Origin of the sequence: Microbacterium sp. KSW4-4 (genome assembly GCF_023091185.1) — a bacterium.
In the GTDB taxonomy this organism is placed as follows: Bacteria; Actinomycetota; Actinomycetes; order Actinomycetales; family Microbacteriaceae; genus Microbacterium; species Microbacterium paraoxydans.
In genome coordinates this window covers 796,237-821,655 of record NZ_JAHWXJ010000002.1, presented here as the reverse complement: position 1 = coordinate 821,655, position 25,419 = coordinate 796,237, and the positions used below count along the sequence as shown (strand labels likewise).

Here is a 25,419-nt window from a genome sequence, read left to right as displayed (position 1 = left end):
TCACTCCACCGTGACGGACTTCGCGAGGTTCCGCGGCTGGTCCACGTCGAGGCCCTTCGCGGTCGCCAGCGCCATCGCGAAGATCTGCAGCGGGACGACGGCCAGCAGCGGCTCGAACATGGGGCCGGCGAGCGGGATGTGGATGACCTCGTCCGCGAAGGGCAGCACGGCGGCGTCACCTTCCTCGGCCACCACGATCACGCGGGCACCGCGGGCGCGGATCTCCTGGATGTTGGAGACGACCTTGGAGTGCACGAGCGCGGAGTGCCGCGGCGACGGCACGAGCACGAACACCGGCTGCCCCGGCTCGATCAGCGCGATCGGACCGTGCTTGAGCTCGCCCGCGGCGAAGCCCTCGGCGTGGATGTAGGAGATCTCCTTGAGCTTCAGCGCGCCCTCGAGGGCGATCGGGTAGCCCACGTGACGGCCGAGGAACAGCACCGAACGGGTGTCGGCCATCCAGCCGGCGAGCTGGGTGACGTGCTCGTGCTCGCTCTCCAGCACCTTGGCGACCTTCTCCGGCAGCGCGGCGAGCTCCTCGACATCGGTCGAGGCGTCGGCCACCACACCGCGGACCCGTCCCATGTGCAGGCCGAGCAGCAGCAGGGCCGTGATCTGGGCGGAGAACGCCTTGGTCGAGGCGACGGCGACCTCGGGCCCGGCGTGCGTGTAGACGACGGCGTCCGACTCCCGCGGGATCGTCGCGCCCTGCGTGTTGCAGACCGACAGCGTGCGGGCGCCGCGCTCGCGGGCGTACTTCACGGCCATCAGGGTGTCCATGGTCTCGCCGGACTGGCTGATGGAGACCACGAGGGTGTCGGCGCCGATGACCGGGTCGCGGTAGCGGAACTCATGGGCGAGCTCGACGTCGACCGCCACCCGGGCCCACTGCTCGATCGCGTACTTGCCGACGAGCGCGGCATACGAGGCCGTGCCGCACGCGGTGATGATGACGCGGTTGATGCCGACGAACAGGTCGTCGAGACCGTCGAGCTCCGGGATCACGACCTGGCCGTCGCGGATGCGGCCGCGGATCGTGTTGGCGACGGCCTCCGGCTGCTCGGCGACCTCCTTGGCCATGAAGCTCGACCATCCGCCCTTCTCGGCGGCGGCGGCGTCCCACGACACGTCGAACGGCTCGGCGGTGACGGGGGTGCCGGCGAAGTCGGTCACGGTCACCGCGTCGGGGGTGATCGACACGATCTGATCCTGACCGATCGCAAGGGCCTTGCGGGTGTGCTCGACGAAGGCGGCGACGTCGGAACCGAGGAAGTTCTCACCCTCACCCAGACCGATCACGAGCGGCGAGTTGCGGCGAGCGCCGACGACGAGTCCGGGGTGGTCCTGGTGCATCGCGAGGAGGGTGAAGGCGCCCTCCAGGCGGTTGACGACAGCACGGAACGCGAGGGCGAGGTCGCCCCCGTTGCCGGCGTACTCGCGGCCGAGGAGCGCCGCAGCCACCTCGGTGTCCGTCTCGCTGCGGAAGGAGACACCGTCGGCGAGGAGCTCGTCGCGCAGAGCCGCGAAGTTCTCGATGATGCCGTTGTGGATCACCGCGAGCTTGTCGTCGTCGGCGAGGTGGGGGTGCGCGTTGACGTCGGTCGGGCCGCCGTGCGTCGCCCACCGCGTGTGCCCGATGCCGGTCGTGCCGTCGGCGAGGGGCGCATCACCGAGCGAGTCGCGCAGCATGGCGAGCTTGCCCGCCTTCTTGCGCATGCCCAGCATTCCCTCGCCATCGATCACGGCGATGCCCGCGGAGTCATAGCCGCGGTACTCGAGCCGGGCGAGGCCGGCGAGAAGGATGTCCTGGCTGGGCCGCGGGCCCACGTATCCGACGATTCCACACATGGGGATAAGGGTAAGCGGGATTTTTTGCGAGTCGTCCGAACAATAGAGGGCTGCAGGAGGGGCTCAGAGCTTCCGCAGGAGCACGCTCTCCACGTCGTGATCCGCGCCCTTCCGCAGGACCAGCCGCGCGCGGTGCCGGGTGGGCATCACGTTCTCGACGAGGTTCGGCATGTTGATCTCGTTCCAATATCCCAGTGCGGTCGTGATCGCCTCCTCGTCGGTGAGGTGCGCGAACACGTTGAAGTAGGACGACGGGTTGCTGAAGGCTCCCTGCCGCAAAGCGAGGAACCGGTCGACGTACCACTTCTCGATGTGCGCGGTGTCGGCGTCCACGAAGATCGAGAAGTCGAAGAGGTCGCTGACCGCGACGTCGTTCGGGGCCGGCGGGGGCTGCAGGACGTTGAGCCCTTCGACGATGACGACATCGGGGCGGCGCACCACGACGTGCGCGTCGGGGACGATGTCGTAGCGCATGTGGGAGTAGAACGGCGCCCGCACCTCAGGGGCTCCGCTCTTGACCTCCGTGAGGAACTCGATCAGCGCCCGGCGGTCGTACGACTCCGGGAAGCCCTTGCGATCCATGAGACCGCGACGCTCGAGCTCGGCATTCGGGTAGAGGAAGCCGTCCGTCGTCACCAGCTCCACCCGCGGCGTCCCCGGCCATCGGCTCATGAGCTCGCGGAGGAGCCGGGCGATGGTCGACTTGCCCACGGCCACGGAGCCGGCGACTCCGACGACGAACGGCGTGGTCGTGTCGTCCTCCTGGAGGAACGACGAGGTGGCCGCACCGAGCTGCTTCGTCGCGCTCGCGTACAGGCTCAGCAATCGGCTCAGCGGGAGGTAGACCTCGCGGACCTCGGTGAGGTCGAGGCGGTCGCCGATACCTCGTAGCTCCACGACCTCGGTCTCGGTCAGGGGCTGGTCGAGTCCGGCGGCGAGACGCGCCCATTCCGCGCGCCCGATCTCCCGGTACGGCGACAGCGGCAGCGTGGGGTCGGCGGTGGTCACGTCGTCCATCGTAACCGCGCGCGAGTATCCTCATCCCGTGCGCCTGGGAGTCCTCGACATCGGATCCAACACCGTCCACATGCTCGCCGCCGATGTGCGGCCGGGCGGACGACCACTCGCCACCACGAGCGACCGGACCGTGCTGCGCCTCATGCGCTACCTCACACCGGACGGGGCGATCGCGGAGCAGGGCGTGCAGGCCCTGGAAGCGGCCGTCGCGCAGGCGCGCCGGGTGGCGGAGGAGGAACGCGTGGACGCGCTCCTCGCCACGGCCACGAGCGCCGTCCGCGATGCCCGCAACGGGGCTGAGGTCATCGCCCGCATCGAGGCCGTCCTCGGCCAGCCGCTCCAGGTGCTCGACGGGGAGACCGAGGCCGCGCTCACGTTTCTCGCCGTGCGGCGCTGGTTCGGGTGGTCTGCCGGCCAGCTGCTGCTCCTCGACATCGGCGGTGGCTCCCTGGAGATCGCCGCCGGTGCCGAGGAGGTGCCGGACGTCGCCGCGTCCGTCCCCCTCGGAGCCGGGCGCATGACCGTGCAGTTCCTTCCGCAGGACCCTCCGGGTGAGGACGACGTGGAGCGCCTCCGGGCGCACGCCCTGACGACGCTCGACGGGGTCACCTCGCGGTTCCGCAGCCTCCCCCGTCCGGGCCACGTCGTGGGCTCCTCCAAGGCGATCCGCTCACTGGCCCGGCTCGTCGGCTACCCCGTCCCCGGCTGGTCGGGCATCGAGCGGATGCTGCTCCCCCGCGACGCCCTCGGGTCGTGGATCCCGCGTCTCGCGCGCCTCCCCGCCTCGGCACGGCAGGAGCTCCCGGGGATCACGCCCGACCGGACCTTCCAGATCGTGGCGGCGGCGGTGTCGCTGCATGCCGCCATGAGCGCGCTGGATGTGGAGGAGCTGGAGGTGTCGCCGTGGGCGCTGCGCGAAGGCGTGCTGCTGCGGTACATCGAACAGCTCGGCGGCTGACCGCCCCGGCCCGGAGACGACGAACCGGCCGGCCGCCGAGGCGACCGACCGGTTCGGAGACGACGGGCTCAGAGCGCGAGGCGCTCCTGCACGACCGCCGCGAGACGTTCGGCGTAGGTGCGGGCCGACTCGGAGTCGGCGGCTTCGACCATGACGCGCACGAGCGGCTCGGTCCCGGACTTGCGCAGCAGCACGCGCCCGGTGTCGCCCAGTTCGGCCTCCACGTCGCGGACGGCCTGCTGCACGACCTCGTCGTCGGCGACGCGATCCTTGTCGACGTCGCGGACGTTGATCAGCAGCTGCGGGTAGACCGTCATGACCGAGGCGAGCTCGGCGAGGGACTTGCCCTGCCGCGCCATCTCGGCCACGAGGTGGAGTCCGGTGAGCAGGCCGTCGCCCGTGGTCGCGTACTCGCTCATGATGACGTGGCCGGACTGCTCGCCGCCGAGCGCGTACCCGCCCTCGTTCATGTCCTCGAGCACGTAACGGTCGCCGACGGCGGTCTGGCGCACCGTGATGCCGTGCTCGCGCATCGCGACGTGCAGACCGAGGTTGCTCATGACCGTCGCGACGAGCGTGTCGTCGGTGAGGCGTCCGCGCTCCTTCATCGACAGGGCCAGGATCGCCATGATCTGATCGCCGTCCACGACGTTGCCCTGCGCGTCGACCGCGAGACAGCGATCAGCGTCGCCGTCGTGCGCGATGCCCACATCGGCGCCGAGCCGGACGACGGCTTCGGCGAGGTTGTCGAGGTGCGTGGAGCCGACGCCGTCGTTGATGTTCCACCCGTCGGGGTCGGCACCGATCACGGTGACCTCCGCGCCGGCGTCGCGGAACGTCTCGGGAGAGACTCCGGAGGCGGCACCATGGGCGCAGTCGAGCACGACGTGGACGCCCTCGAGACGGTGCGGCAGCGAGCCGAGCAGATGGACGACGTAGCGGTCCTCCGCGTCGGAGAAGCGGTCGATGCGACCGACGCCGGCGCCGGTCGGGCGCAGCATCTCGCCGTGCATGGCCTCTTCGATGCGCTGCTCTACCACGTCGGGGAGCTTGCGTCCGCCGCGGGCGAAGATCTTGATCCCGTTGTCGGGCGCCGCGTTGTGCGATGCCGAGATCATCACGCCGAAGTCCGCATCGCGATCCGCGACGAGGAATGCCAGAGCGGGCGTGGGGATGACCCCTGCCTCGAGGACATCGACGCCCGAGGAGGCAAGGCCCGCGGCGACGGCAGCGGTCAGGAAGTGCCCGGAGACCCGCGGGTCACGGGCGACGACGGCGGTGAGTCGCTTGCCTTCGGCCTTGCGAGCCTCCGCCGTACGGCCCTGGCCCAGGACGACAGCAGTCGCCTGGGCCAGGGTGAGCGCCAGGTCGGCGGTGAGGATGCCATTGGCGAGTCCTCGCACGCCGTCCGTGCCAAAGATCGGCATCGGAGCAGTGGACCTTAACGCTTCGAGTACTGAGGCGCCTTACGGGCCTTCTTGAGTCCGGCCTTCTTGCGCTCCTTGACGCGAGCGTCGCGCGAGAGGAAGCCGGCCTTCTTCAGGGTCGGACGGTTGTTCTCCGCGTCGATGCCGTTGAGGGCACGCGCGATGCCGAGACGCAGGGCGCCGGCCTGGCCGGAGTCGCCACCACCCGAGATGCGGGCGATCACGTCGTAGGCACCGGCGAGGTTCAGCGCGGTGAACGGGTCGTTGATGAGCTGCTGGTGCAGCTTGTTCGGGAAGTAGTCCTCGAGCGTACGGCCGTTGACCGTGATGGTGCCCGAGCCGGGAACCAGACGCACGCGGGCGATGGCCTGCTTGCGACGGCCGACAGCGGCGCCGGGGACGCTCAGCACGGGGCGGGGAGCCGCCTCGACCGCGTCGGTCTCCGGGGTCGACGTCGAGAAGTTCTGGAGGTTTTCGGTGGAGTCCTGGATGTCAGCCACGAGTATGTCCTTAGTCTGTACGGCGCTTACTGGGCGACCTGGTCGAGGGTGTACGGCTGGGGCTGCTGCGCGGCGTGCGGGTGCTCGGCACCGGCGTACACCTTCAGCTTCGACAGCTGCTGGCGGCCCAGGCTGTTCTTCGGGAGCATGCCACGGATGGCCTTCTCCACGGCGCGGACCGGGTTCTTCTCGAGGAGCTCGGCGTAGCTGACGGCCTTGAGGCCACCCGGGTAGCCGGAGTGGCGGTACGCCATCTTCTTCTGGAGCTTCTGACCGGTGAGCGCGACCTTGTCGGCGTTCACGATGATGACGAAGTCACCCGAGTCGATGTGGTTGGCGAAGGTCGGCTTGTGCTTGCCACGCAGGAGCGTCGCCGCGTGCGAAGCCAGACGGCCGAGAACGACGTCGGTGGCGTCGATGACGACCCAGTCGCGCTGGACTTCGCCAGCCTTGGGGGTGTAAGTGCGCGTCACGATAGTGCTGCTTTCTTGTCGAACGGAGGTGTTCGTGAATCCCACTCCGGGGTGGTTCTTCCCGACGGGGAGGAACACGCCAGTGGAGGGCTCACGTTCGGATGTGCATCTTCCCCGCAGGCAGGGAAGGGCACCAAAGAGTCAGCATACGCCACCGGAACGGCATTCCCAAACCGGCTCGGACCGGCGGCGTCAGTTCGGGCGGACGGTCACGAGGATCGGGCGGTGATCGCTGGAACGCTGCGGGAGCGTGGTGATGCGCTCGATCTCGAAGCCGGACGAGGTCGCGAAGTCGTAGTGCCCACGGAAGACCCGGTAGCGGGTGTACGTGTGGTCATCGCTGAGGGACAGGGCGTAGCCCTGGTCGCGGACCGCCTGCCCGAGGTTCTCCTTGAACACGGGGTAGTTGTAGTCCCCCACCATGAGCTGCGGCAGCCCCTCGCCCAGCGTCGCGAGCTCGGCGAGCGCGGCGCGGATCTGGTGCCGGCGGAGTGAGTTCAACGCCGTCAGGGGCGCGGCGTGGAAGGACGCCACGATGAACTCTCCGCCGTCGTCGATGTCACGCAGGCGGGCGCCGAGGACGCGCTCGTGCGCCGGTTTCGCGATCCGGTCGTGCAGCGACTTCTTCAGGCCGAGGGTGCGGATGCCCTGCAGCCGATAGGTGCTCTCCCGGTAGAAGAGGGCGAGGCCGAGGCGGTTGCCCTGCGTCGCATCCGCCAGGACGAGGCCGCCGATCCGATCCGGAAGCTCCGGGACGTCGCACTCCTGGAGGCAGAGGATGTCGGGATCATGCTCATCGACGAGCGCCGCGAGCTCGCCGGCGGCGCGGTGCTTGCGCAGGTTGTAGGAGATGACCTTCATGATCGTCCCCACGCTACCCGCCCCATCTGTGCCCCGGCTCCCGATCCCGGCGATCAGTCGCTCTCGCGGTCGCGTCGGGCCCTGGTCTGCGCGGCCCTGGCCGCCAGCAGCTCGTCGGCCGGATACCCGACCTCGGTGAGCGTGAGACCGCGCGCGGCGAGGACCTTGAACTCGCTCGTCCGCGTCAACGCGTCGCGGAGCACGACGAGGTCGTCCACATCGAGTCGCCCCTCCCCCACCGCCGCGCAGGCGCCGACCAGCGCCCGCACCATGCTGTGGCAGAACGCGTCCGCCTTCACCTCGGCCACGAGCACGCCCTCCGCATCCCGCTGCCACCGGTAGTCGAGCAGCGTCCGGATGGTGGTGGCCTCCTCGCGCGGCTTGCAGTAGGCGGCGAAGTCGTGCAGGCCGATGAGGGTCCGGGAGGCGGCGTCCATGGCCTCCGCGTCCAACCGGCCCCGGATGGTGGTGGTGTCGAGCCGTCGCAGCGGGTCGTAGCCGGCCAGGTCGTCGGCGAGCCGGTAGCGATAGCGTCGCCAGACCGCGGAGAAGCGCGCATCGAAGCCCTCGGGGGCGAGGGAGGAGCGCACGACCGTCACGTCGGGGTAGGCGCCGAGCACACCACGCATCCGCGCGGCGATGCTGCCCGCCGGGTCCTGCGCTGCACGGCCGTGACGCGCCTGGATCCGCGCCCACTGCGCCTCGTCGAGATCCACGTGCGCGACCTGTCCGCTCGCGTGCACGCCGGCGTCCGTCCGCCCGGCGACGACGAACCGCACCTCGGAGCCGACGATCCGGGCGAGCGCCGCCTCCAGCGTCCCCTGGACCGTGCGGAGTGCGGGCTGCGTGGCCCACCCGCGGAAATGGGTGCCGTCGTAGGCGATGTCGAGCCGGATGCGCACGAGGCCAGCCTAGGACAGCCGCGCGCGCACCCTGCGCCTCAGATGCCGCCGTCGACCGAGCGGATCATCGCGCCCGGCTCCTCCGGCACCATCACCTCGGTCTCCCGGTTCAGGCTCTCGCCCCGGAAGAACCGCTTCGACCGCGGGAACAGGTACCAGAGGAACATCAGGACGAGGCCGATCGCGAGCGACCCGATGCCGATCACGAACGTGCCGCCGATGCCGAAGAGCACGGTGTAGCCGTAGTCGACGTCCCACATGTCGATCGCCGACTGCACGAACGCGCCGGTCAGCAGCAGCGCTCCGAGCAGCGGGAAGATGCCCTTGAAGAACAGGTCGCGGGTCGAGCGGCGCAGGTCGGCGCGGAAGTACCAGACGCAGGCGAACCCGGTGATGGCGTAGTAGAACGCGATCGCGAGGCCCAGCGAGAGGATCGAGTCCTGCAGGATGTTGTCGCTGATCAGGGTCATGCCGACGTAGTAGAGGGAAGCCACCACGCCCATGACGATGGTCGAGAACGACGGCGTCTTGTAGACCGGGTGCACGTCCTTGAACTTCGCCGGGAGCGCCCGGTACACGCCCATCGCGAGCGTGCCGCGGGCGGTCGGGAGGATGGTCGTCTGGGTGGACGAGATCGCCGAGATGATGACCGCGACCACGAGCACCCAGCCGAACGGACCGAGCAGCCCATCCTTGATGGCCAGGAAGAAGTCGTCGGCGTTGGCCTCGTTGCCGAGGCCCGTGCCGTCCTCGCCGAGTCCGGCGTACATCATCGCGGCGATCGTCACCGCGACGTACGTCACCAGCAGGATGACGCAGGTGAGCACCGCGGCCCGGCCGGGGATGCGCTTCGGATCCTTCGTCTCCTCGTTGAGGGCGAGGCAGGTGTCCCATCCCCAGTAGATGAAGAGCGCGAGGAGGATCGCCTCCGTGAAGCCCGACCAGTCGGTGAAGCCGAACGGGTTCAGCCACTCCCACGAGAACGGGGTGGCGTCGGGGGCGTCGCCCGTGAAGAACTGCCAGAGGGCGGCCACGATGAAGATCGCCAGCGCGAGGTACTGGATCGCGAGGAGCACGTTCTGGATGCGCTCGCCGATCTCGACCCCGCGCCAGCTCACCCAGGTCATGGCCGCGATGAAGAGCACCGCCACGACGACGATGCGCCAGTCGTTGTTCTCGAGGTCCTGCCCGATCAGCGACCAGAAGTACACGGAGGCGATCTGGGCGAGGTTCGCGAGCACGACCATACCGGCGACCGCGACGCCCCAGCCGCCCATCCAGCCCACCCACGGCCCGAAGGCCTTGGTGCCCCAGGTGAACGTGGTGCCGCAGTCGGGGACGGCGTTGTTGAGCTCGCGATAGGCGAAGGCGATCAGGAGCATCGGCACGAAGGCGATGATGAAGGCGATCGGCGCCTGCGCGCCGACGGCGAGCACGACGAAGCCGAGCGTCGCGACGAGCGAGTAGACGGGGGCCGTGGAGGCGAGCCCGATGACAGTGGAGCCCCACAGGCCGAGGGTGCCTGCGGCCAGGCCCTTGCCGTCGGGACGTTCGAGGTGGATGGGCGTCGTTGCCATGTCCTGAACAGTACGGCGCGCCGCGGTATCCCGTCAATCCTTTTGTTTCTGCAACGGAATCCATGCGCCGCGTTCAGATACGCGAAGGATTCCGTGGGTCAGTCGCGACCGAGCATCCCGTCGGCGTGCGCCGCGACCCACTCCATCAGAGGAAGCATCCGCGCCATGAGGTCACGCCCGAGCGGCGTGAGGCTGTACTCGACGTGCGGGGGCACGGTCGGCAGCGACTCCCGGTGCACCAGGCCGTCGTCGGTGAGGGTCCGCAGGGTCGAGGCGAGCATCTTCTCGCTGATGCCGTCCACCTCCCGACGCAGCTCACCCCAGCGCCGCGTGCCGTCGGAGAGGCAGGAGAGCACGAGCACACCCCACTTGCTCATGATGTGGTCGAGGATGACGCGCGTGCCGCATCCCTGGTCGAAGAGAGCAGGCTGCGAATCGCGGATCTGCGCAAAACTCACCGTCATGTTGGTACCTTACCGAAAAGTGGGTACCCACCGGAAGGAATGCGCGGCACGGGCGCGAGGGTTGTCCGGGGAGTCAGCTACGAAAGGACTCCCATGACCATCCTCGTCACCGGTTCGACCGGTCACCTCGGCCGCCTCATCGTCGCCGCCCTGCTCGAGCGCGTCGCCGACCCGCAGGCGATCCGCGCCGGTGCGCGCGACATCGCCAAGGGCGCCGACCTCGGCGTGCCCGTCGTCCGTCTCGACTACACCGACCCGGCGTCGGTCGCGGCGGCGCTCGACGGCGTGGACACCGTCGTGCTGGTCTCCGGCTCGGAGGTGGGCCAGCGCGTCGCGCAGCATCAGGCCGTCATCGACGCCGCAAAGGATGCCGGGGTGTCGAAGTTCGTCTACACGAGCGCTCCGAAGGCCACCACGAGCTCGCTCGTCCTGGCTCCCGAGCACAAGGCCACCGAGGAGCTCATCGCGGCCGCAGGTCTTCCCGCGGTGATCCTCCGCAACAACTGGTACACCGAGAACTACGCCGCCGACCTCGCTCGTGCAGCGGAGACCGGCACCCTCAGCGCCGGCACCGGAGAGGGCCGCGTCGCCTCCGCCAGCCGGAAGGACTACGCCGAGGCCGCCGCCGTCGTCGCCACCGAGGACGGACACCTCGGTGCGGTCTACGAGCTCGGCGGGGACGTCGCATGGACCTACGCCGACCTCGCCGCCGCGATGACCGAGGTGACGGGCCGCGAGGTCGTGTTCGTCCCGCTGTCGGCGGACGAGCAGCTCGCGGCGCTCCGAGCGGCCGGTCTCGATGAGGGCACCGCCGGGTTCGTCGTCGCCCTCGACGCCGGCATCCGCGATGGCGCCCTCGCGGACACCGACGGCACCCTCCGCCGCCTCATCGGCCGCCCGACGACGCCGCTCGTCGAGGGCCTCCGCGCGCTGGTGTGACGCGAGGAGCGCCGCCGGCCCCCGTCACGGGCGGCGGCGCTCCCCCGGCGCCGGCTCCACGGCGCTCTGCACGTAGGCGACGGTCAGCGTGATGCTGCCACGGCGCAGGCCCTCCGCACGCAGCACCGCGTCCACGGCGTCACGAGCGTGCCGCAGTGTCGCGACACTGCGAACCCGCCCGTCGACGCCGATCGCCGCCTCCACCGCCACGCCCTCCGCTCCGGCGGCGACGGACACGATCGGTTCGGCTCCGCGCTCGTTCCCCCACGCCGACGCGCCCGCACGCAGGAGGTTGGAGACGAGGGAGCCCGATCGGTACACGCCGCGCACCCCGGAGCAGGCGCGCAGCGCCGCCTCGATCCGGAGCGCGAGACCCGCGCGCTCCTCCTTCGACAGCTCGGTGCCGGTCATCATGCCCCCTCCCTGACGTCGGTGATCGCGACATCGATCGCCGCGACCCGCAGGTCGGTATGACGACGCAGCCGGTCCTCCACCTCCGCGCGCAGGCGGTCGGCGACGCGGCGGAGCGGGTCGCCGAGGCGCACGCTCACATCGATCGCCACGCGCACGGGCGCTCCGGGCTCGGTGACGTCGCCGTCCAGCCGGCACCGGCCGACCAGCACGCCGGGCACGGCTTCCTCCGCGGCACGGACCAGTCCGCGCACGGCGCCTTCCGTGATGGCCAGGTCCACGTCCGGATCGTCGGAGGCGAAGGGGATGCGGCGTCCCGCCTGAGCGTCCATGGCGATGCCGCTGAGGATCCGGTCCACCCACCTCTCGTCCACGGGCGGTGCGGACGCGGCCTCCTCGTCCATCAGCGCGGTGCCGAGACCCCGCAGTCTCTCCAGGGCGTCGAGGGCGAGCTGGCACCCCGGAGACTCCTCGATCGCAGGGTTCCTCGGAGTTCGTCCCGCGTCCAGGTAGTCACCGAGCTTCTCGATGGTGTGCCCGTCCAGATCGGCGGGCTCCAGGCCGAGGCGGCGCAGCGGGTCGTCCTCGTGGTGATCGGTCATCGCCACGCCTCCATCCGTGTGATCAGGAACCGTCGCGCGCGGGACAGCAGTCCGCGCACCGTGCTGACGGGGATGCCGAGCTCCTCGGCGATCTCCTCGTAGCTGTAGCCGCCCAGCTCCCGCAGCACCCAGCACTCGCGCTGGGCCTCCGGGAGTTCGCGCAGAGCCGCGCCGAGGGCCGCCACGCCCGCTCTCGCCTCGATGACCGCGTCCGGCCTGGTCTGCGGCGGTGCCGGACGATCGAGCTCGTCCACATCGAGGGCGGGCCGCGTCAGGCGCAGCCGATCCACCGCCTTGCGACTCACGATCCGCATGAGCCAGCTCTTGACCTTCGCGGGGTCCTCCAGCTCACCGAACCGCTGCCATGCCGTCACGAACGCGTCCTGCACGATGTCGTCGACCTCCGCCGACGCGTTGAGCATCCGCTGTGTGTAGGCCCTCATCATCGGCGTGTACCTGCGCACGAGCACCGCGAACGCGGCGACGTCGCCGTCCATCGCACGACCGGCGACGATACGGTCCCCGGCGTGCTCCAGCGCCTCGCCCCAGCGATCGGCTGCCATTCCCCCACCCCTCGTTCACGGTTCCCCAGGCGTTCGGAGCCCGCGCCGGATCGGATCGAGGCGACCCGACGCGCGCGGGCGGAGGAGACGCCCCTCCGGGCGTCTCCTCCCCTTCCGTCACTTGGTGAACGTGTCCTTGACATCCTCGGCCGCGTTCCTGACGTCGCCCTTGGCCTGCTCGGCCTTGCCCTCGGCGACGAGCTTGTCGTTGTTCGTGACCTCGCCGACGACCTCCTTGGCCTTGCCTGCGACCTTCTCGGCTGCGGCCTTGATCTTGTCCTCCGCGCTCATAGCGCCTCCTTTCCTCACACGACCCCGACGGTCGGGGTCGATGTCCGTGTGGCGTTCCGCTCGTGCGGTGCCGTCGTCTGTGTGTCCGCGAGCGAACGGCGCATCCGCTGCCGGGAGCGGAAGAGCTCCCGCCAGCCGCGGTCGGCGATGTGTACGACGACCGGCATCCGCGTCCCGGTGACGGCGTCCCACTCCTGCACGACGGCGTCGGCGGCGGCGAGCACGTGGCCCAGGGCCGCGCCGGGGCGCGGAGTCACCACGAGGCCGAGAGCGATCTCGCGGCCGACCTTCCGGCTCATCACCCGGGCGGCCAGCACGTCCGCTCGGTCGGCGAGCGGGGTTGCCAGCAGCTGCTCCGCCACATTCCGGTCGACGGCGGTGATGCCGCCATCGCCGACGAGCCGGAGAAGGGTGCGCTCCGGCCGCGGCCTGCGGGTGACAAGGAACGCGAGGAGGAGGACGACGAGCAGCACCGCGGCGGCGATCCCGACGAGCGCCCACAGCGGCACGAAGCCCGCGCCGGGGATGTCGAGGCCCCATGCCCCCGACCACGCCACGAGGCCGTCGGCCTGGACGAGTACATCCTCGGCAGGGGCCGGAAGCGCCCCCGCGCTCCGCAGTCCCGCAGCGAGGAGGACGACACCCCCACCCAGAAGCATCGCGGCTCCTCCGAGGAGGACGATCCGGTTCGCGACGGTCCCTGCCGACGTCATGCGATCACTCCATCCCGCGCCACCTGCACCCGCGGCGAGAGCCGGAATCCGGTCTCGTCCAGCACGCGCAGGGCCGCGTCTCGCGCGGCGGCCGCATCCACCGGGACCCCGCTCGTGGGCGTGACCCGGATCAGCACCGTGCGTCGTCCCACGGTCACGCGCATCTGGCCGCGCGGCACGCCGATCCGGCGCGCGGTGCCGTCGGCGATGGCGTCGGCGAGCACCCCGTCGTCGATCACGAGCGCCGCCCGCGCGGCGAGCCGCGTGCGACGGGCGCGCCGGCCGGGAAGCACGGCGAGTCCGAGGAGGAGCAGCGCCACGACCACGAGCACGGTCCCGGTGGTGATCATCACCGCAGGCGCCGCGGCGGAAGCCGTGACGGGCGTGAGCCATCCGGTGATCTGCGCGCGCAACCCCGCGTCGAGAGTCCCGGCGACCACCGCGCCCAGCAGAGCGACGAGGAGCACCGCGAGGACGACCGCGAGCGCGATCGCCGGACCCCGGCGGGTCGCCCTCGCCTCTCGACGAAGCAGGCGCCGCGACGTCGTCGTGTTCGCCGTCATGCCACTCTCCTCCCGTCCTCACGTCGAACTCCGGTGAAACGCACGTCCACCGCTCCCACGCGGCGCGCCGCGAGATCCCGCATACCGCCCACCACGGCGTCGCGGACGGCGTCCGCCCGTGCGCCCACGGTGTCGGCGCCGCGGGGCCCGCGCACGACCGGAACCTCCACGGACACGCGCAGGTCGCCGCGGCGGTCCGCGAGCTGCACGCTCACGTCTCCGGCGCCGACCCGCACGACGTCCCGGACGATTCCGACCGCGAGGCGGTGCAGCGCCCGGGCCTCGACGACCGTGGCCCCCGCCACGGTCGTCGGCCCGTCCGTCACTGCGACGCTCATGAGGACGATCGCCGCCCGCGCACCACGTCGGCGAGCGCCCGCACGTCCAGGCGACCGTCGACGATGCGGCCGGCGACCGCGCCGACGAGCATCGCGAGGGTGACGAGCAGGAACGCCCAGAACCCCCAGACGATCCAGGTCAGCGCGAGCACCGTCGCCGCAGCTCCGCCGATCACCGAGGCGTTCACTGGACTCGCGCCTCCGGAGCCTCGTCGTCGTCCTCGGACGGGATGTGCACGTCGTTGACGGTCACGTTCACCTCGGCGACCTCCATGCCCACCAGCTCCACCATGGCCCGGTGGATCGCGGCCCGCACCTGGTCGGCCACCTTCTGCAGGGACACGGGGTACTCCGCCACGATCGTCACGTCGACGGCCACCTGCGTCTCGCCCACCTCGACGCTGATCCCCTGCGCGAGGTCGGTCGTGTTGAGGGCGTCGCGAATGGCGCCCATCATGCGTGCGGCACCGCCACCGAGTGCGTAGACCCCGTCCACCTCTCGCGCCGCGATGCCGGCGATCTTCGCGACCACCGCGTCCTCGATCGTGGTCTTCCCCGCCGCCCCCTGCGAGGCCGGAACGACCTGAGCCTTGGGCTGGGTGCCCCCAGTCACGTTCGCCATCTCGAGCTCCTTCATCCGTGTGACCACGCGGTTCCCGCGCGGGCCGTGTTCTCACGACACCACTAAGACGGTCGGGGAGCACAGAATGTCACAAACTTCTCCGAATGAACTTCGTCTCGCCTCTCGGCGGCGACTCTCAGTGCACTCTAAGGTTCAGAGTGCAAAGTTGCACTTTATGGAGAACAGTGCAGAATCTACGCGGGAGCAGCGCAAGCGTCGAACCACGCGCGCGCTCACCGAGGCCGCGCGCCGCTTGACCACCGAGCGAGGCTTCGCCGGCTTCACCGTCGAGGAGCTGTGCGCCGACGCCGGGGTCTCCCGGCGCACGTTCTTCAACTACTTCGAGAGCAAGGAGAACGCCGTCTTCGGCTTCGCCGTCATCGACTCCCGCCAGGAGGAGCTCGAAGCGGCCTTCCTCGACCGCGAGGGCGATCTCCTGGACGACTTCGTGCAGCTCACCGTCGAGCGCTTCGCCCTCTTCGATCCGATCGAGCACGCCGCGGAGCTGTTCGCCGTCATCGAGCAGGAGCCGCGGCTGCTGCGGGCCGCCTTCGAGCAGCAGGAGAAGCACGAGCGCCGCGACATCGCCCTCGTCGCCCGCCGCCTCGACACGGAGCCGGACGCGGAGCTGCGCGCCGAGGTACTCGTCCACTCCGTCGGCGCGCTCGTGCGGTTGTGCATGGAGCAGCTGCTGCACCATCACTCCACCGAGCCGTTCGCCGACCTCATCACCCGCCGGCTGCGCCTCGCGCGCGACCTCTACACCCCTGCACAGAAAGACCACTGATGTCCGCCACCGCCACCGCGGATGCGCCCTTCCTCCTCACGAAGCGCCGCATCTGGATCATCTTCAGCGCCCTGATCGCGGGCATGCTGCTCGCGAGCCTCGACCAGACCATCGTGTCGACCGCGATGCCGACCATCGTCGGCCAGCTCGGCGGCGTCGACCATCAGGTCTGGATCACCACGGCCTACCTGCTCGCCACCACCATCGTCATGCCCATCTACGGCAAATTCGGCGACGTGCTGGGCCGGCGGTCGTTGTTCCTCGTCGCCATCGCGCTGTTCACGCTCGCCTCGGTCGGCTGCGCGTTCGCGTCGGACTTCTGGATGTTCGTGGTGTTCCGCGCTCTCCAGGGTCTCGGCGGCGGCGGCCTCATGATCCTCTCGCAGGCGATCATCGCCGACATCGTGCCCGCCAACGAGCGCGGTAAGTACATGGGTCCGCTCGGTGCGGTGTTCGGCCTCTCCGCCGTCGCCGGACCGCTCCTCGGCGGCTTCTTCGTCGATCACATGACCTGGCAGTGGGCGTTCTACATCAATATCCCGGTCGGCATCGCCGCGTTCCTCATCGCCCTCGTGGCCCTGAAGCTCCCCAGCAAGAAGGCGGAGAAGCCGATCGACATCCTCGGCGTGCTCTTCCTGTCCGCCGCCACGACCTGCCTCATCTTCTTCACCGACTTCGGCGGCGACGCCGCGTTCGGCTGGGATTCCCTGGCGACCTGGGCCTGGGGCGCCGGGCTCGTGGTGTCGGCGACGGCGTTCGTCATCACCGAGTCCCGGGTGCAGGACCCGATCATCCCGCTCAGCCTCTTCCGCAATCCGATCTTCGTGAACGCGACCGCCATCGGCCTCGTCCTCGGCATCGGCATGTTCGCCGCGATCGGCTTCGTCCCGACGTTCCTGCAGATGTCCTCCGGCACGTCCGCCGCCGCGTCCGGGCTGCTGATGATCCCCATGATGGTGGGCCTCATGGGGACCTCGATCTTCTCCGGCATCGCGATCTCGAAGACCGGGAAGTACAAGATCTACCCGATCCTCGGCACCATCATCACCGGCATCGCGATGGTCGCCATGACCACCCTGTCGGCGGAGACGCCGATCTGGCTGATCTGCGCGTTCCTGTTCGTCTTCGGCGCCGGGCTCGGCCTCATCATGCAGGTCGTCGTGCTCGTCGTGCAGAACGCCGTCCCGGCGGGCGAGATCGGCACCGCCACCAGCACGAACAACTACTTCCGCGAGGTGGGCGCCTCGCTGGGGACCGCGGTGTTCGGCACGATCTTCACCACGCGGCTGACCGAGAACCTCCTCGGCGTGTTCGCCGGCGCCGGAGCGTCGCCCGAGGCCGCATCCGAGGCCGCGTCCACGATCGACCCCGCCACGCTGAACAGCCTCCCGGACGAGGTGCGCGACGGCATCGTCACGGCGTACGCGGACGCGCTCGCCCCGGTGTTCTGGTACCTCGTGCCCTTCATCGCACTCGCGCTCATCCTGTCGCTGTTCCTCAAGCAGATCCCGCTGTCGGATCAGGCCGGTCTCGTGGCCCGCGGTGAGGCGATCAGCGGCGAGGAGGCCGAGCGTCTGGAGGCGGAGCTCCGCGCCGGAGGGCGGGTCGACGCCGCACGCGCGGACGCCGAGCCGGGAGAGAACGGCTCGGCGCCCACAGGCAAGTAGCCCGCGCTAGGGGAGGTCGGCGACGTCGACGTCGTCGTCCTCCCCGCCGCCCGTCGCCGGAAGCTCGTCGGGCTCGGGGTCGTGGTCGGTGGTGACGAAGTCGGGGTCGACGCCGATGGCCTCGATCTCCTCCTGGTTGTCCTGGCTGTTCGACGTGTCGGACATGGCGCCTCCTGACGTTGGGGATCCGGACGGCCAGTCTGGGCGGGCGGCCTCCCGGGGCCGAGGGGGTTGACACGGCGTGTCGTCAGGCGCTTTCGTCGGGTCCGGCACGGAACCACCAGACTTGAGCCGTCCGCCCCTTCCCCCCACCGAGGAGCACCCATGACCGACGCCGCACCGCACCGTTCCGCCTGGCAGCGCTTCTGGGATCGCGGAGGCTGGTGGCGCGCCCTCCTGCTCGCCGCCGTGTACTACGGGCTCTATCAGCTGCTCTCGCTGGCCTTCCTCCCGCTGGCCGCGCAGGTGGACGACCCGGCGAGTGCGGCCGGCGTCCTCGTCTACGACGTCCTGCCGATCCTCGTCGGGGGTCTCCTGCTCGTCGGGTTCATCGCCTCGGTCGGGTGGTGGCGCCCCGTGTTCGGGCGCCAGCCGATCCGGGGAGCGGGATGGATGTGGATCGCGATCGTCGCCGTCCTGCTGTTCAACGTCCTCCGCTTCCTCACGATCGAGGACGGCAGCGTCGGGGTGGATGTCGTGGCGACCTGGTTGCTCGCCGGCCTCGCCATCGGCTTCGCGGAGGAGGTCCTCACGCGCGGCCTCGTCGTGAAGATGATGCGGGACGCGGGGGCGCGCGAGCTCGTCGTCGCGGTGATCTCCGCCGCGATCTTCGCCGGGCTGCACGCGGGCAACCTCCTGACCGGCCAGGATCTGCTCCCGACCCTCTTCCAGCTCGTCTACACCTTCGCCTTCGGCATCTGCATGTACCTCGCGCTCCGCGTCACCCGGACCATCGTGGCCCCGATCCTCCTCCACGCCAGCACCGACCCGAGCATCTTCCTTCAGACGCTGCACCCCGCCGAGGGTGGGCTGACGGCGCTCGCGGCTCTGGGGAACATCGTCGTGGTCGTCGTGGGCCTCGTGCTGATGGTCTTCATCCGCGGGCGGGTCGAAACCTCCGTACCCCGCACCTTCGCCCCTCGGCGCTGACAGCGCGCGTCACGCCGCACGCCAGACGGCGTGGGTGCCGACCGCCGCCATCGCGAAGACCAGCACAGCCACCCGGTGCGCGTCGCCGGCGGACAGGGCCGCGTCGGAGGCGCCGATGAGGTCGTCGGCGACGCCCGCCACCATCGTCCGCGACACGACGGCGTCGTCCATCTCGGCCACGCCGTCCGCGAGCCACCCCATGACGAGCCGGAGGGATCGCGGCCCCAGCTCGACCCCGAGAGGGACCTCAGGACAGCTCAGCACGTCGGCGACGGTCACGCCGTGCCGCAGCAGCCCGCCGAGCGCCCCGGCGAGGGCACCGGTCAGTAGGGCGCGCCCGTAGCCTTCGGCGACCAGCACGTCCCAGGACTCCTGGGGCGCGAGCGTTTCGAGCCCGAGGCAATGACCGCGCCCGTCCGCGACGGCGTCCTCCAGGGCTCGCCGGGCGTCCCGGAACACGGTGCTCGCACGGCGATCGGGTGCAGACACGGCAGACCTCGTCCCTCGATGCCCGCCATCTCGGTGCCGACTGTGGGGCCGACGCGTCACACACTCTAGGACGCTCCGCGCGGGGTGAGGACGGTATCCCGGCACGGAGGTCGGAGACGACAAAACCCCCGGAAGGTTCCGGGGGTTTCATTCTGTAGCAGGAGCGGGGCTTGAACCCGCGACCTCACGATTATGAGTCGTGCGCTCTCACCAACTGAGCTACCCTGCCGCACGGCATCCGCATCGCAGATGCGAACTCCGAGCCCCGAGTCAGGATTGAACTGACGACCCCTTCCTTACCATGGAAGTGCTCTGCCACTGAGCTATCGGGGCGTGCTGCCCCTCGCGGGGCAACCACACGAGAATACCATCACTGTGGCGTCCTCATGAAATCGAGACGGTCACTCCTCCGAGGTGAGCGACGTGCGTCCGGCGTTCTTCTTGAGCCACGGCATCGGGTCGATGGTCGTCCCGTTCACGATGAGCTCGAAGTGCAGGTGCGCCCCGTAGGAGCGGCCGGTGTTACCGGTCTTGCCGACGATGTCGCCGACCTTGACCTTGTCGCCCGCCTTGACCTGCAGCGAGCCGTACTGCATGTGCGAGTAGTGGCTCGTGATGACCGAGCCGTCGATGACGTGGTCGATGTAGACCGTGACACCGTAGGCGGCACCCTGCTCGGTCGCGATGCGGACGGTGCCGTCGGCGATGGCCTGGATGGGCGCACCGTTGCCCGGGACGAAGTCGATGCCCTCGTGGAGGCGGCCGCTGCGCATGCCGTAGCCGTAGCTCATGCCCACACCGACGAGGAACGGCCACTGGATGGCGGCATCCGGGTCGTTGGTGAAGATCTCGCCCGAGTAGTTGATGCCCTGCTCGGCGGCGACCTCGACGAGCGACACGGTGCTGAAGTTGTCGGCGCGCGAGAGCGGCTCGTTCTGCACGCCGGACGGCGCGACGAAGGCCTGGATCTCGTCGTCCGCCGAGCCTGCCGCGTCAGCGGCGGCCGCGGTGACGAGGGACGTCGAGGCGAGCGATCCGCCCTGGGCGGCCGCGACGGCCTCCGCCGGCAGGGTCATGGACACGGCCAGGAGTCCGGCGAGCCCCATCGCGCCGACGGTGGCACCGGCGGCGAGGGTCTTGCGGATGCGGCGGGTGCGGCGAGGACCGACGGCGGCGAGGCCGGCGGTGTCGATCTTCGGCGCAGCCTGCGATGCGGCGTTCGCGACGAAAGCCGAACGGCGGGACGCCGACGACGTCGGGATGGAGCCGGTCTCGCGGAAGGCGCGGGAGGCGCGCTCGAACGCGTCGCCCTCGGCGTCAGCCTCGGCGACGAAGGGCTCGGACGCCGGGGCGATGTCCTCGACCGGGACCGTGTCCTCTGACTTCTCGACGATCTCGGCGACGACGGGCACCGCGGGGACATCGGCGATGACGGGCGCAGCCGCGGCGATGAAGGGCTCCTCAGGTGCGACCGGCACCGGGGGTACCTCGGCCTGGCGCTGACGCGCGGCGCGACGGGAGAGCGGGATGACAGCAGCGAGGGCGATCACGGTCTCCGCGTCAGCGAGGGGTGCCGTCGACCCGCTCGCCGAGGCCTCGGAGGCCGCAGTGCGAGGGCGGCTGGACCGGCGCGTGGGCGCAGCGGCAGCCTGGGGGTTCTCGAAGGGCAAAGCTAATCTCTCGGTCGTTCGTGATGCTCGGGGGCGCAATGACAACTCTCACCTTCGGGTGGTGAAAGTAACGATCGGGTAAACACTACCCCGATCCTCCTGTGAAAGCCATGGATCGGTCAGGGTTTCTCCTCATCGAGGATATCCCGGAGTCGGTCGTGCACGGTCACGCCACCCGCGATCAGGAAGGGCCGCGGCGATTCCCGGTCGATCCGGCTCACCCGGCCGCCCGCTTCCTGGACGAGCAGGGCGCCCGCCGCGTGATCCCACGGTTTGAGGCCGCGCTCGAAGTATCCGTCCAGTCGGCCCGCCGCCACGTAGGCCAGGTCCAGGGCCGCCGATCCCATACGGCGGAGATCCCGGGCGATGGGCATCACCCGGCGGACCGTCGCGAGGTCGCCGTCGTGCGTCGCCGGGTCGTAGCCGAACCCGGTCGCCAGGAGTGCCCCGGCGTCGGTCACCGCGGTCACCGCGAGCCGGACGCCGTCCGACCAGGCACCGTGCCCGCGAGCGGCCGAAAAGGTCTCCCCTACAGCGGGCGCGTGCACGGCGGCGGCCAGCGCCTCCCAGGCGTCCGGCTCCGGAGGACCGCTGACGGCCGCGATGCTCACGTTGTACGCCGGGATGCCGTAGGCGTAGTTCACCGTGCCGTCGATGGGGTCGACCACCCACGTGATGCCGCTGTCGCCGGCGGCCGCACCCGACTCCTCACCGAGGAAACCGTCCGCCGGCCGGGCCGCGCGCAGTCGCTCGCGGATGAGCGCCTCCACCTCGCGGTCCGCCTCGGTCACGATGTCGGCGAGCGTCGACTTGGTCGCCGCGAGCCGGACGCCCTCCCGACGTCGGGTACGGGCGAGCGCACCCGCCTCCTCGGCGATCTCGGTCGCCAGCGCGCTGAGCTCGAGAGCGTCGATCACGGCGCCGGGTGCGAGGGTGCGGGCGGCGGCGGCGGGAAGGCCGGGGGCTCACTCTGGGTGGGCGGAGCGGGCTGCGGCGGCGCCGGCTGCGCAGGTGCCGCCGAGGGCGACGCCGGCTGCGGCGGCGCCGGCAGGTCGGGCGCGGGAGGCACAGGGCCAGGAGCGGGAGGCGCCGCGAAGTCGGGAAGGGCCGGAGCCGTGGGCGCCAGGGGCGGCGTCGCCACGGGGAACGCCGCGGTGGGCGCCTGACCCAGGGCCTGGGGAGCCGCCGAGGGGTAGCCCGTGTAGAACGCATTCCAGTCCGGGCTCCCGTCCGGAAGGACCGGGAGGGGCGTGATGCCATCGGCGTAGGTCGGCCAGGACGGCGCGGAGGCGATGGGCCGGGCGGCAGGAGCCTTCTTCGGCGCGAACAGGGCGTTCAGCAGCGGGATGAGCGTCGTGCCGACGGCGACGAGGATCGTGAGGGCGACGACGATGCGCCAGTACAGCTCGGTGTAGTCGAAGGTGTTGGGGAACGCGAGGAAGAACACCAGCAGTGCGACGAGGGCGCCGAGGAAGACGATCGTCACGATGTGGATCACCTTCGTGAAAGTCGTGACATGGCGCTGCGCGGCACGGGTGAAGAGCCGCACATGGAGCAGTGCGAGCTGCAGGATCCCGATCACGAACAGCAGTTGGAAGAAGCGCTCCGCGCCGAAGTAGAACCCGTCTTCCGGGAGCCAGATCTTCACGAGGCCGACGAGGAGCGCGACGACCCAGGTGACCATGCTCGCGAGCTGGAGCCAGTCCGGCCGGTTCGGCGCGAGGCCCGCCTCGAGGATGGCGATCCCGGCGAAGGCGGCGAGCAAGAGGATCGTGAGGAAGGCGCGACCGATGAGGCCGTTCTGATCACCGACCAGGACCCACACGACGCAGACCAGAGCCGCGGCGATGAGGGCGCCGATCGCGACCCACAGCGAGCCCCTGATGAGCAGCGACATGTTCTTCTTGTCGCCCTGCGGCTGCAGCCGGGCGGTGTCCGGATGGGACATGGGGATCCTCTCGTCGAGCGGCGATGCCTTCATCCTGCCACGCGCGGGCCCGCTTGTTCCGGCTTCCCTCGAGTGCGAAGGAGATCAGGGACCGCCCGCGCCCTGGGGAGGAAGGGTCAGCCGGCCTTCTTCGCGGAGGCCGCCGCGAACGCCGCGACCCGCGCCTGCGCGTCCGGGGTCTCCAGGGCGGCACCGATCGACCGCGCCTCCTCGCTCAGCTGCTCGGCGAACGTGCGCTCCGGCTGCGACCGCACCAGCCGCTTGGCCTGCCCGTACGCGTCCGCCGCCCCGGCGAGCCAGAACCGCGCGACCTCCTCGGCCCGTGCACGGACTCGGTCGGCTTCCGTCCTGCCGTCCTCGCCCTCCACGACCTCGGCCACGAGCCCCCAGTCGAGGGCCTCCGCGGCGGTGAGAAGCCGGTCCTGCAGCACGAGCTGGAGGGCACGGCGCTGGCCGACGGCCCGTGCGAGCTGGGCCGACACGGAGAGGTCCGGAGTGAGGCCGATATTCGCGTACAGGCTCCCGAGCTGCGACCGCGAGCCCACCACCGCGTAGTCCGTGGCGAGCAGGATGCCGAGTCCGCCGCCGGCCGTCGTCCCGTGCGCCGCGGCGACCACCGGCACGCTCGACTCCGTGAGCGCGCGGATCCCGGTGTTGATCACTTCCGCCAGCGCGGTGATCTCCGCCCCGGACGACCCCATGGTCGTCGCCATGTCGATCACGTCACCGCCCGCGCAGAACGCCGGTCCCGCCGCATCGATGAGGATGGCCTGCACGTCGTCTCGCGACGTCGCCTCGACGGTCGCGTCCCTCCAGGCGTACGCCAGATCGGCGTTGAAGGCGTTGAGGCGGGTCGGACGGTTCAGCGTCAGCCGCGCCATCCCCTCGTCGACGGCGAACAGGATGGCATCACTCATGGCTTCTCCTTCGAGCACAGGCGGATGCCTCCAGGCTAGTCGCGCTCAGGAGCCGTCCCAGACGCGAGCGACGAACCGCTCCATGCGCCGCCGGGTGCCGTCGAGCCGGAAGTCGACCTGTCCCGCCGCCCGGATCTCGTTGGGTGCCAGCGGATGCGCCAGGCGCACGTTCTCGTGGCAGGACAGATCGGCGCAGATGTACGTGCCGACCGAGTCGCCGCGCTCCCCCGCCTCTCCCGTGCGTCGCGCCGCGAACAGCGCCACCTGGTTGCCCGGCTGCATCGTGTGGCAGATGTTGCACATGCCGGAGCGCCCACGCCCGGGTTCCGATGCCCGCAGCACCACGCCGACCACGCGCCCCTCGTGCGGGATGAGGACGTAGCCGCGCTTGCCGGCACTCGGGTCACGCCAGGCGAAGAAGTCGAGGTAGTCCCAGTCCACGAGGAGGAAGTCGTGCGGCATCTCCATGACGCGCAGCTCATCGGCGTCCGCGTTCACGAACGAGGCCCGGACGTCGGCTTCGGTGAGAGGTCGCATCGCTCCAGTCTAGGAACTCGGCGCGGAGGTGAGGCCGGGAACGGGAGAAGCCCCCGCGAGCGGGGGCTTCTGTGGTGGCGAGTGAGGGATTCGAACCCCCGAAGTCGAAGACGGCTGATTTACAGTCAGATCCCTTTGGCCACTTGGGTAACTCGCCAGAGCGCACCCGTCCGACTTGAACAGCCAACCGGGGGCACGAAGAACAATCATACCTGTCGGATGCGGGCGCGAGAAATCGAGGCGTCAGCTTCCGTACACGCCGCGGTCGGCGGCGGCCAGCGACTCCGGTGTGCGCAGCAGCCCGCCCTCGGCGCGGCAGGTCGCAGCGGCCACATCCATCGCGCGCTCGAGCAGGGCGGACCATCCCTCGGCTGCCTTCGGGGAGGCTTCCACCAGTCCGGCGGCGACGGCGGCCAGCGTCGCGTCCCCCGCGCCCACGGTGTCGACCACGCGACCCGGCAGCGCCGAGATGGGCGCCGAGACCGACCCGGCGTCCGACTCGAGCACGGCGCCGTCCGCTCCGGCCGTCGCCAGCACCGCCGTGACGCCGAGGCTCCGGAGCCGCGCGCGCAGGGCGTCGAGGTCGCCGTCGTAGAGCACGGCGGCATCGTCGGCGCCGACCTTCACCAGATCCGCCCGCGCCGCCAGCCGCTCGAAGCCGCGGACGAACTCCTCGCGGTCGGACAGCATGCCGGTGCGCGGGTTCGGGTCGATCGCCAGCCGCGCGCCCTCCACCGCGGCGGCGAGGGCCTCGACCTCGGCCGGGACGTCGAAGGGGAAGCAGCTCACCGCGACGATGTCCGCGCTGGCGATGGCAGCCCTCGCCTCGTCCGAGTACCGGACGGTCCGCTCCTGGGCCGCGCGGTTGAAGGCGTAGCTCGGCTCGCCGTTCGCGGCCCGGGTCACGACGGCCCGCGACGACCCGTGCGGCGCTGCGCTCGCGATCAGCCGCACGCCGTGATCGGCCAGATACTCGCGGATGTGCGCGCCGGCGATGTCCTCCCCCACCATCGCGATGAGCGTCGTAGGGATTCCGAGCCGGCGCAGCCCCACCGCCACGTTCAGGGCGGCCCCGCCGACGAACTCGCGGACGCCGCTGTCATCCCGGATCTCGTCGATCAGGGCGTCTCCGATGACGACGGCCGCGCCGCCGGGGGAAGTCTCAGTGCTCACTCGCCGACCCTAC

General features: G+C 70.5%; 31 protein-coding genes and 3 tRNA genes. 5 read left to right on the top strand and 29 right to left on the bottom strand.

Annotation, left to right across the window (positions count from 1 at the left end):
* Together glmS and coaA are read right to left on the bottom strand one after the other, a co-directional pair.
* Positions 1 to 1,848, bottom strand: coding sequence for a glutamine--fructose-6-phosphate transaminase (isomerizing) (gene glmS / locus KZC57_RS13530; protein WP_247641970.1), 1,848 nt, complete (start codon positions 1,846 to 1,848; stop codon positions 1 to 3).
* A 63-nt stretch (positions 1,849 to 1,911) separates the two neighbouring features.
* Positions 1,912 to 2,865, bottom strand: coding sequence for a type I pantothenate kinase (gene coaA / locus KZC57_RS13525; RefSeq protein ID WP_071327518.1), 954 nt, complete (start codon positions 2,863 to 2,865; stop codon positions 1,912 to 1,914).
* Positions 2,866 to 2,893: 28 nt separating this feature from the next.
* Here coaA and KZC57_RS13520 point away from each other — a divergent pair, with 28 nt between their 5' ends.
* Positions 2,894 to 3,823: a Ppx/GppA family phosphatase gene (locus KZC57_RS13520; RefSeq protein ID WP_247641969.1), complete on the top strand. Its 930-nt coding sequence runs from the start codon at positions 2,894 to 2,896 to the stop codon at positions 3,821 to 3,823.
* Positions 3,824 to 3,891: 68 nt separating this feature from the next.
* Here KZC57_RS13520 and glmM read toward each other — a convergent pair whose 3' ends face one another.
* The 7 genes from glmM to KZC57_RS13485 form a co-directional block, all read right to left on the bottom strand.
* Entirely contained in the window at positions 3,892 to 5,250 is a 1,359-nt protein-coding gene (gene glmM / locus KZC57_RS13515) for a phosphoglucosamine mutase (protein ID WP_105949336.1), read from the bottom strand.
* A 14-nt stretch (positions 5,251 to 5,264) separates the two neighbouring features.
* Entirely contained in the window at positions 5,265 to 5,750 is a 486-nt protein-coding gene (rpsI, locus tag KZC57_RS13510; protein ID WP_025104384.1) for a 30S ribosomal protein S9, read from the bottom strand.
* A gap of 26 nt (positions 5,751 to 5,776) precedes the next feature.
* Positions 5,777 to 6,223 carry a 50S ribosomal protein L13 gene (gene rplM, locus KZC57_RS13505; protein ID WP_025104385.1) on the bottom strand — a complete coding sequence of 149 codons (447 nt, stop codon included), beginning with the start codon at positions 6,221 to 6,223 and terminating at the stop codon, positions 5,777 to 5,779.
* Positions 6,224 to 6,415: 192 nt separating this feature from the next.
* On the bottom strand, positions 6,416 to 7,084 hold the full coding sequence (locus KZC57_RS13500) for an endonuclease/exonuclease/phosphatase family protein (protein ID WP_060922143.1): 669 nt from the start codon (positions 7,082 to 7,084) through the stop codon (positions 6,416 to 6,418).
* Between the two features lie 53 nt (positions 7,085 to 7,137).
* Entirely contained in the window at positions 7,138 to 7,986 is an 849-nt protein-coding gene (gene truA / locus KZC57_RS13495; protein ID WP_144880706.1) for a tRNA pseudouridine(38-40) synthase TruA, read from the bottom strand.
* Positions 7,987 to 8,024: 38 nt separating this feature from the next.
* Positions 8,025 to 9,563: an APC family permease gene (locus KZC57_RS13490; protein WP_247641968.1), complete on the bottom strand. Its 1,539-nt coding sequence runs from the start codon at positions 9,561 to 9,563 to the stop codon at positions 8,025 to 8,027.
* Positions 9,564 to 9,661: 98 nt separating this feature from the next.
* A complete protein-coding gene (locus KZC57_RS13485) occupies positions 9,662 to 10,027 on the bottom strand; it encodes a helix-turn-helix domain-containing protein (protein WP_247641967.1) in 366 nt (121 codons plus the stop codon).
* A gap of 93 nt (positions 10,028 to 10,120) precedes the next feature.
* Between KZC57_RS13485 and KZC57_RS13480 the strand changes: the two genes are divergently transcribed.
* Positions 10,121 to 10,966 carry an SDR family oxidoreductase gene (locus KZC57_RS13480; protein WP_247641966.1) on the top strand — a complete coding sequence of 282 codons (846 nt, stop codon included), beginning with the start codon at positions 10,121 to 10,123 and terminating at the stop codon, positions 10,964 to 10,966.
* A 24-nt stretch (positions 10,967 to 10,990) separates the two neighbouring features.
* Here KZC57_RS13480 and KZC57_RS13475 read toward each other — a convergent pair whose 3' ends face one another.
* The 9 genes from KZC57_RS13475 to KZC57_RS13435 form a co-directional block, all read right to left on the bottom strand.
* Positions 10,991 to 11,380, bottom strand: a complete 390-nt coding sequence (locus KZC57_RS13475) for a hypothetical protein (RefSeq protein ID WP_231919581.1) — start codon at positions 11,378 to 11,380, stop codon at positions 10,991 to 10,993.
* Positions 11,377 to 11,979 carry an Asp23/Gls24 family envelope stress response protein gene (locus KZC57_RS13470; RefSeq protein ID WP_247641965.1) on the bottom strand — a complete coding sequence of 201 codons (603 nt, stop codon included), beginning with the start codon at positions 11,977 to 11,979 and terminating at the stop codon, positions 11,377 to 11,379. The genes KZC57_RS13475 and KZC57_RS13470 overlap by 4 nt, the downstream gene beginning before the upstream one ends.
* The gene (locus KZC57_RS13465; RefSeq protein WP_060923627.1) at positions 11,976 to 12,542 is read right to left on the bottom strand and encodes an RNA polymerase sigma factor; all 567 of its coding nucleotides are present in this window, start codon (positions 12,540 to 12,542) and stop codon (positions 11,976 to 11,978) included. Before KZC57_RS13465 ends, KZC57_RS13470 begins: the two co-directional genes overlap by 4 nt.
* A 117-nt stretch (positions 12,543 to 12,659) precedes the next feature.
* Positions 12,660 to 12,833, bottom strand: coding sequence for a CsbD family protein (locus KZC57_RS13460; protein ID WP_025104394.1), 174 nt, complete (start codon positions 12,831 to 12,833; stop codon positions 12,660 to 12,662).
* A 14-nt stretch (positions 12,834 to 12,847) separates the two neighbouring features.
* Positions 12,848 to 13,546, bottom strand: a complete 699-nt coding sequence (locus KZC57_RS13455; RefSeq protein WP_247641964.1) for a hypothetical protein — start codon at positions 13,544 to 13,546, stop codon at positions 12,848 to 12,850.
* The gene (locus tag KZC57_RS13450; RefSeq protein ID WP_247641963.1) at positions 13,543 to 14,109 is read right to left on the bottom strand and encodes a hypothetical protein; all 567 of its coding nucleotides are present in this window, start codon (positions 14,107 to 14,109) and stop codon (positions 13,543 to 13,545) included. The genes KZC57_RS13455 and KZC57_RS13450 overlap by 4 nt, the downstream gene beginning before the upstream one ends.
* Entirely contained in the window at positions 14,106 to 14,447 is a 342-nt protein-coding gene (locus KZC57_RS13445) for a hypothetical protein (RefSeq protein WP_157547060.1), read from the bottom strand. The genes KZC57_RS13450 and KZC57_RS13445 overlap by 4 nt, the downstream gene beginning before the upstream one ends.
* A complete protein-coding gene (locus tag KZC57_RS13440) occupies positions 14,444 to 14,635 on the bottom strand; it encodes a DUF2273 domain-containing protein (RefSeq protein ID WP_247641962.1) in 192 nt (63 codons plus the stop codon). Before KZC57_RS13440 ends, KZC57_RS13445 begins: the two co-directional genes overlap by 4 nt.
* Positions 14,632 to 15,069, bottom strand: coding sequence for an Asp23/Gls24 family envelope stress response protein (locus KZC57_RS13435; RefSeq protein ID WP_025104399.1), 438 nt, complete (start codon positions 15,067 to 15,069; stop codon positions 14,632 to 14,634). Before KZC57_RS13435 ends, KZC57_RS13440 begins: the two co-directional genes overlap by 4 nt.
* Positions 15,070 to 15,244: 175 nt before the next feature.
* On the opposite strand from KZC57_RS13435, the gene KZC57_RS13430 reads away from it, so the two are divergent.
* Positions 15,245 to 15,856 (top strand): TetR family transcriptional regulator, encoded by a 612-nt coding sequence (locus KZC57_RS13430; protein WP_060923341.1) that lies wholly within the window; start codon positions 15,245 to 15,247, stop codon positions 15,854 to 15,856.
* Positions 15,856 to 17,523 (top strand): MDR family MFS transporter, encoded by a 1,668-nt coding sequence (locus KZC57_RS13425; protein ID WP_247641961.1) that lies wholly within the window; start codon positions 15,856 to 15,858, stop codon positions 17,521 to 17,523. Before KZC57_RS13430 ends, KZC57_RS13425 begins: the two co-directional genes overlap by 1 nt.
* Positions 17,524 to 17,529: 6 nt before the next feature.
* Here the strand turns inward: KZC57_RS13425 and KZC57_RS13420 are convergent, their stop codons facing one another.
* Positions 17,530 to 17,688, bottom strand: a complete 159-nt coding sequence (locus KZC57_RS13420; RefSeq protein WP_168429010.1) for a hypothetical protein — start codon at positions 17,686 to 17,688, stop codon at positions 17,530 to 17,532.
* Positions 17,689 to 17,847: 159 nt separating this feature from the next.
* Between KZC57_RS13420 and KZC57_RS13415 the strand changes: the two genes are divergently transcribed.
* Positions 17,848 to 18,672, top strand: coding sequence for a CPBP family intramembrane glutamic endopeptidase (locus KZC57_RS13415; protein ID WP_217583991.1), 825 nt, complete (start codon positions 17,848 to 17,850; stop codon positions 18,670 to 18,672).
* Positions 18,673 to 18,681: 9 nt separating this feature from the next.
* Here the strand turns inward: KZC57_RS13415 and KZC57_RS13410 are convergent, their stop codons facing one another.
* From KZC57_RS13410 to KZC57_RS13365, 10 genes are all read right to left on the bottom strand, one after another.
* On the bottom strand, positions 18,682 to 19,161 hold the full coding sequence (locus tag KZC57_RS13410; protein WP_105949327.1) for a hypothetical protein: 480 nt from the start codon (positions 19,159 to 19,161) through the stop codon (positions 18,682 to 18,684).
* A 155-nt stretch (positions 19,162 to 19,316) separates the two neighbouring features.
* Positions 19,317 to 19,390 (bottom strand) — tRNA-Met (locus KZC57_RS13405).
* A gap of 32 nt (positions 19,391 to 19,422) precedes the next feature.
* A tRNA-Thr gene (locus KZC57_RS13400) sits at positions 19,423 to 19,494 on the bottom strand.
* 68 nt (positions 19,495 to 19,562) lie between these two features.
* On the bottom strand, positions 19,563 to 20,831 hold the full coding sequence (locus tag KZC57_RS13395; protein WP_060923344.1) for a M23 family metallopeptidase: 1,269 nt from the start codon (positions 20,829 to 20,831) through the stop codon (positions 19,563 to 19,565).
* 119 nt (positions 20,832 to 20,950) lie between these two features.
* Positions 20,951 to 21,745, bottom strand: a complete 795-nt coding sequence (locus tag KZC57_RS13390; protein ID WP_105950750.1) for an inositol monophosphatase family protein — start codon at positions 21,743 to 21,745, stop codon at positions 20,951 to 20,953.
* Positions 21,745 to 22,779, bottom strand: coding sequence for a hypothetical protein (locus KZC57_RS13385; protein ID WP_105949325.1), 1,035 nt, complete (start codon positions 22,777 to 22,779; stop codon positions 21,745 to 21,747). The genes KZC57_RS13390 and KZC57_RS13385 overlap by 1 nt, the downstream gene beginning before the upstream one ends.
* Before the next feature lie 116 nt (positions 22,780 to 22,895).
* The gene (locus KZC57_RS13380; RefSeq protein ID WP_025104407.1) at positions 22,896 to 23,696 is read right to left on the bottom strand and encodes an enoyl-CoA hydratase/isomerase family protein; all 801 of its coding nucleotides are present in this window, start codon (positions 23,694 to 23,696) and stop codon (positions 22,896 to 22,898) included.
* Positions 23,697 to 23,741: 45 nt separating this feature from the next.
* Positions 23,742 to 24,233, bottom strand: coding sequence for an FBP domain-containing protein (locus tag KZC57_RS13375; protein ID WP_060922589.1), 492 nt, complete (start codon positions 24,231 to 24,233; stop codon positions 23,742 to 23,744).
* A gap of 72 nt (positions 24,234 to 24,305) precedes the next feature.
* Positions 24,306 to 24,390, bottom strand: a tRNA-Tyr gene (locus tag KZC57_RS13370).
* An 86-nt stretch (positions 24,391 to 24,476) separates the two neighbouring features.
* The gene (locus tag KZC57_RS13365; protein ID WP_247641960.1) at positions 24,477 to 25,406 is read right to left on the bottom strand and encodes a PfkB family carbohydrate kinase; all 930 of its coding nucleotides are present in this window, start codon (positions 25,404 to 25,406) and stop codon (positions 24,477 to 24,479) included.
* Positions 25,407 to 25,419 lie beyond the last annotated feature (13 nt).

What these genes read in the sequence shown, in the direction of transcription:
- glmM (WP_105949336.1), bottom strand. Translation starts at nt 5,250, where the DNA reads ATGCCGATCTTTGGCACGGACGGCGTGCGAGGACTCGCCAATGGCATC.
- KZC57_RS13500 (WP_060922143.1), bottom strand. Translation starts at nt 7,084, where the DNA reads ATGAAGGTCATCTCCTACAACCTGCGCAAGCACCGCGCCGCCGGCGAG.
- KZC57_RS13420 (WP_168429010.1), bottom strand. Translation starts at nt 17,688, where the DNA reads ATGTCCGACACGTCGAACAGCCAGGACAACCAGGAGGAGATCGAGGCC.
- KZC57_RS13380 (WP_025104407.1), bottom strand. Translation starts at nt 23,696, where the DNA reads ATGAGTGATGCCATCCTGTTCGCCGTCGACGAGGGGATGGCGCGGCTG.
- KZC57_RS13415 (WP_217583991.1), top strand. Translation starts at nt 17,848, where the DNA reads ATGACCGACGCCGCACCGCACCGTTCCGCCTGGCAGCGCTTCTGGGAT.
- KZC57_RS13430 (WP_060923341.1), top strand. Translation starts at nt 15,245, where the DNA reads ATGGAGAACAGTGCAGAATCTACGCGGGAGCAGCGCAAGCGTCGAACC.
- KZC57_RS13490 (WP_247641968.1), bottom strand. Translation starts at nt 9,563, where the DNA reads ATGGCAACGACGCCCATCCACCTCGAACGTCCCGACGGCAAGGGCCTG.
- coaA (WP_071327518.1), bottom strand. Translation starts at nt 2,865, where the DNA reads ATGGACGACGTGACCACCGCCGACCCCACGCTGCCGCTGTCGCCGTAC.
- KZC57_RS13425 (WP_247641961.1), top strand. Translation starts at nt 15,856, where the DNA reads ATGTCCGCCACCGCCACCGCGGATGCGCCCTTCCTCCTCACGAAGCGC.
- KZC57_RS13480 (WP_247641966.1), top strand. Translation starts at nt 10,121, where the DNA reads ATGACCATCCTCGTCACCGGTTCGACCGGTCACCTCGGCCGCCTCATC.
- KZC57_RS13460 (WP_025104394.1), bottom strand. Translation starts at nt 12,833, where the DNA reads ATGAGCGCGGAGGACAAGATCAAGGCCGCAGCCGAGAAGGTCGCAGGC.
- KZC57_RS13465 (WP_060923627.1), bottom strand. Translation starts at nt 12,542, where the DNA reads ATGGCAGCCGATCGCTGGGGCGAGGCGCTGGAGCACGCCGGGGACCGT.
- KZC57_RS13470 (WP_247641965.1), bottom strand. Translation starts at nt 11,979, where the DNA reads ATGACCGATCACCACGAGGACGACCCGCTGCGCCGCCTCGGCCTGGAG.
- glmS (WP_247641970.1), bottom strand. Translation starts at nt 1,848, where the DNA reads ATGTGTGGAATCGTCGGATACGTGGGCCCGCGGCCCAGCCAGGACATC.
- KZC57_RS13455 (WP_247641964.1), bottom strand. Translation starts at nt 13,546, where the DNA reads ATGACGTCGGCAGGGACCGTCGCGAACCGGATCGTCCTCCTCGGAGGA.
- KZC57_RS13450 (WP_247641963.1), bottom strand. Translation starts at nt 14,109, where the DNA reads ATGACGGCGAACACGACGACGTCGCGGCGCCTGCTTCGTCGAGAGGCG.
- KZC57_RS13435 (WP_025104399.1), bottom strand. Translation starts at nt 15,069, where the DNA reads ATGGCGAACGTGACTGGGGGCACCCAGCCCAAGGCTCAGGTCGTTCCG.
- KZC57_RS13375 (WP_060922589.1), bottom strand. Translation starts at nt 24,233, where the DNA reads ATGCGACCTCTCACCGAAGCCGACGTCCGGGCCTCGTTCGTGAACGCG.
- KZC57_RS13445 (WP_157547060.1), bottom strand. Translation starts at nt 14,447, where the DNA reads ATGAGCGTCGCAGTGACGGACGGGCCGACGACCGTGGCGGGGGCCACG.
- KZC57_RS13475 (WP_231919581.1), bottom strand. Translation starts at nt 11,380, where the DNA reads ATGATGACCGGCACCGAGCTGTCGAAGGAGGAGCGCGCGGGTCTCGCG.
- KZC57_RS13485 (WP_247641967.1), bottom strand. Translation starts at nt 10,027, where the DNA reads ATGACGGTGAGTTTTGCGCAGATCCGCGATTCGCAGCCTGCTCTCTTC.
- KZC57_RS13385 (WP_105949325.1), bottom strand. Translation starts at nt 22,779, where the DNA reads ATGTCCCATCCGGACACCGCCCGGCTGCAGCCGCAGGGCGACAAGAAG.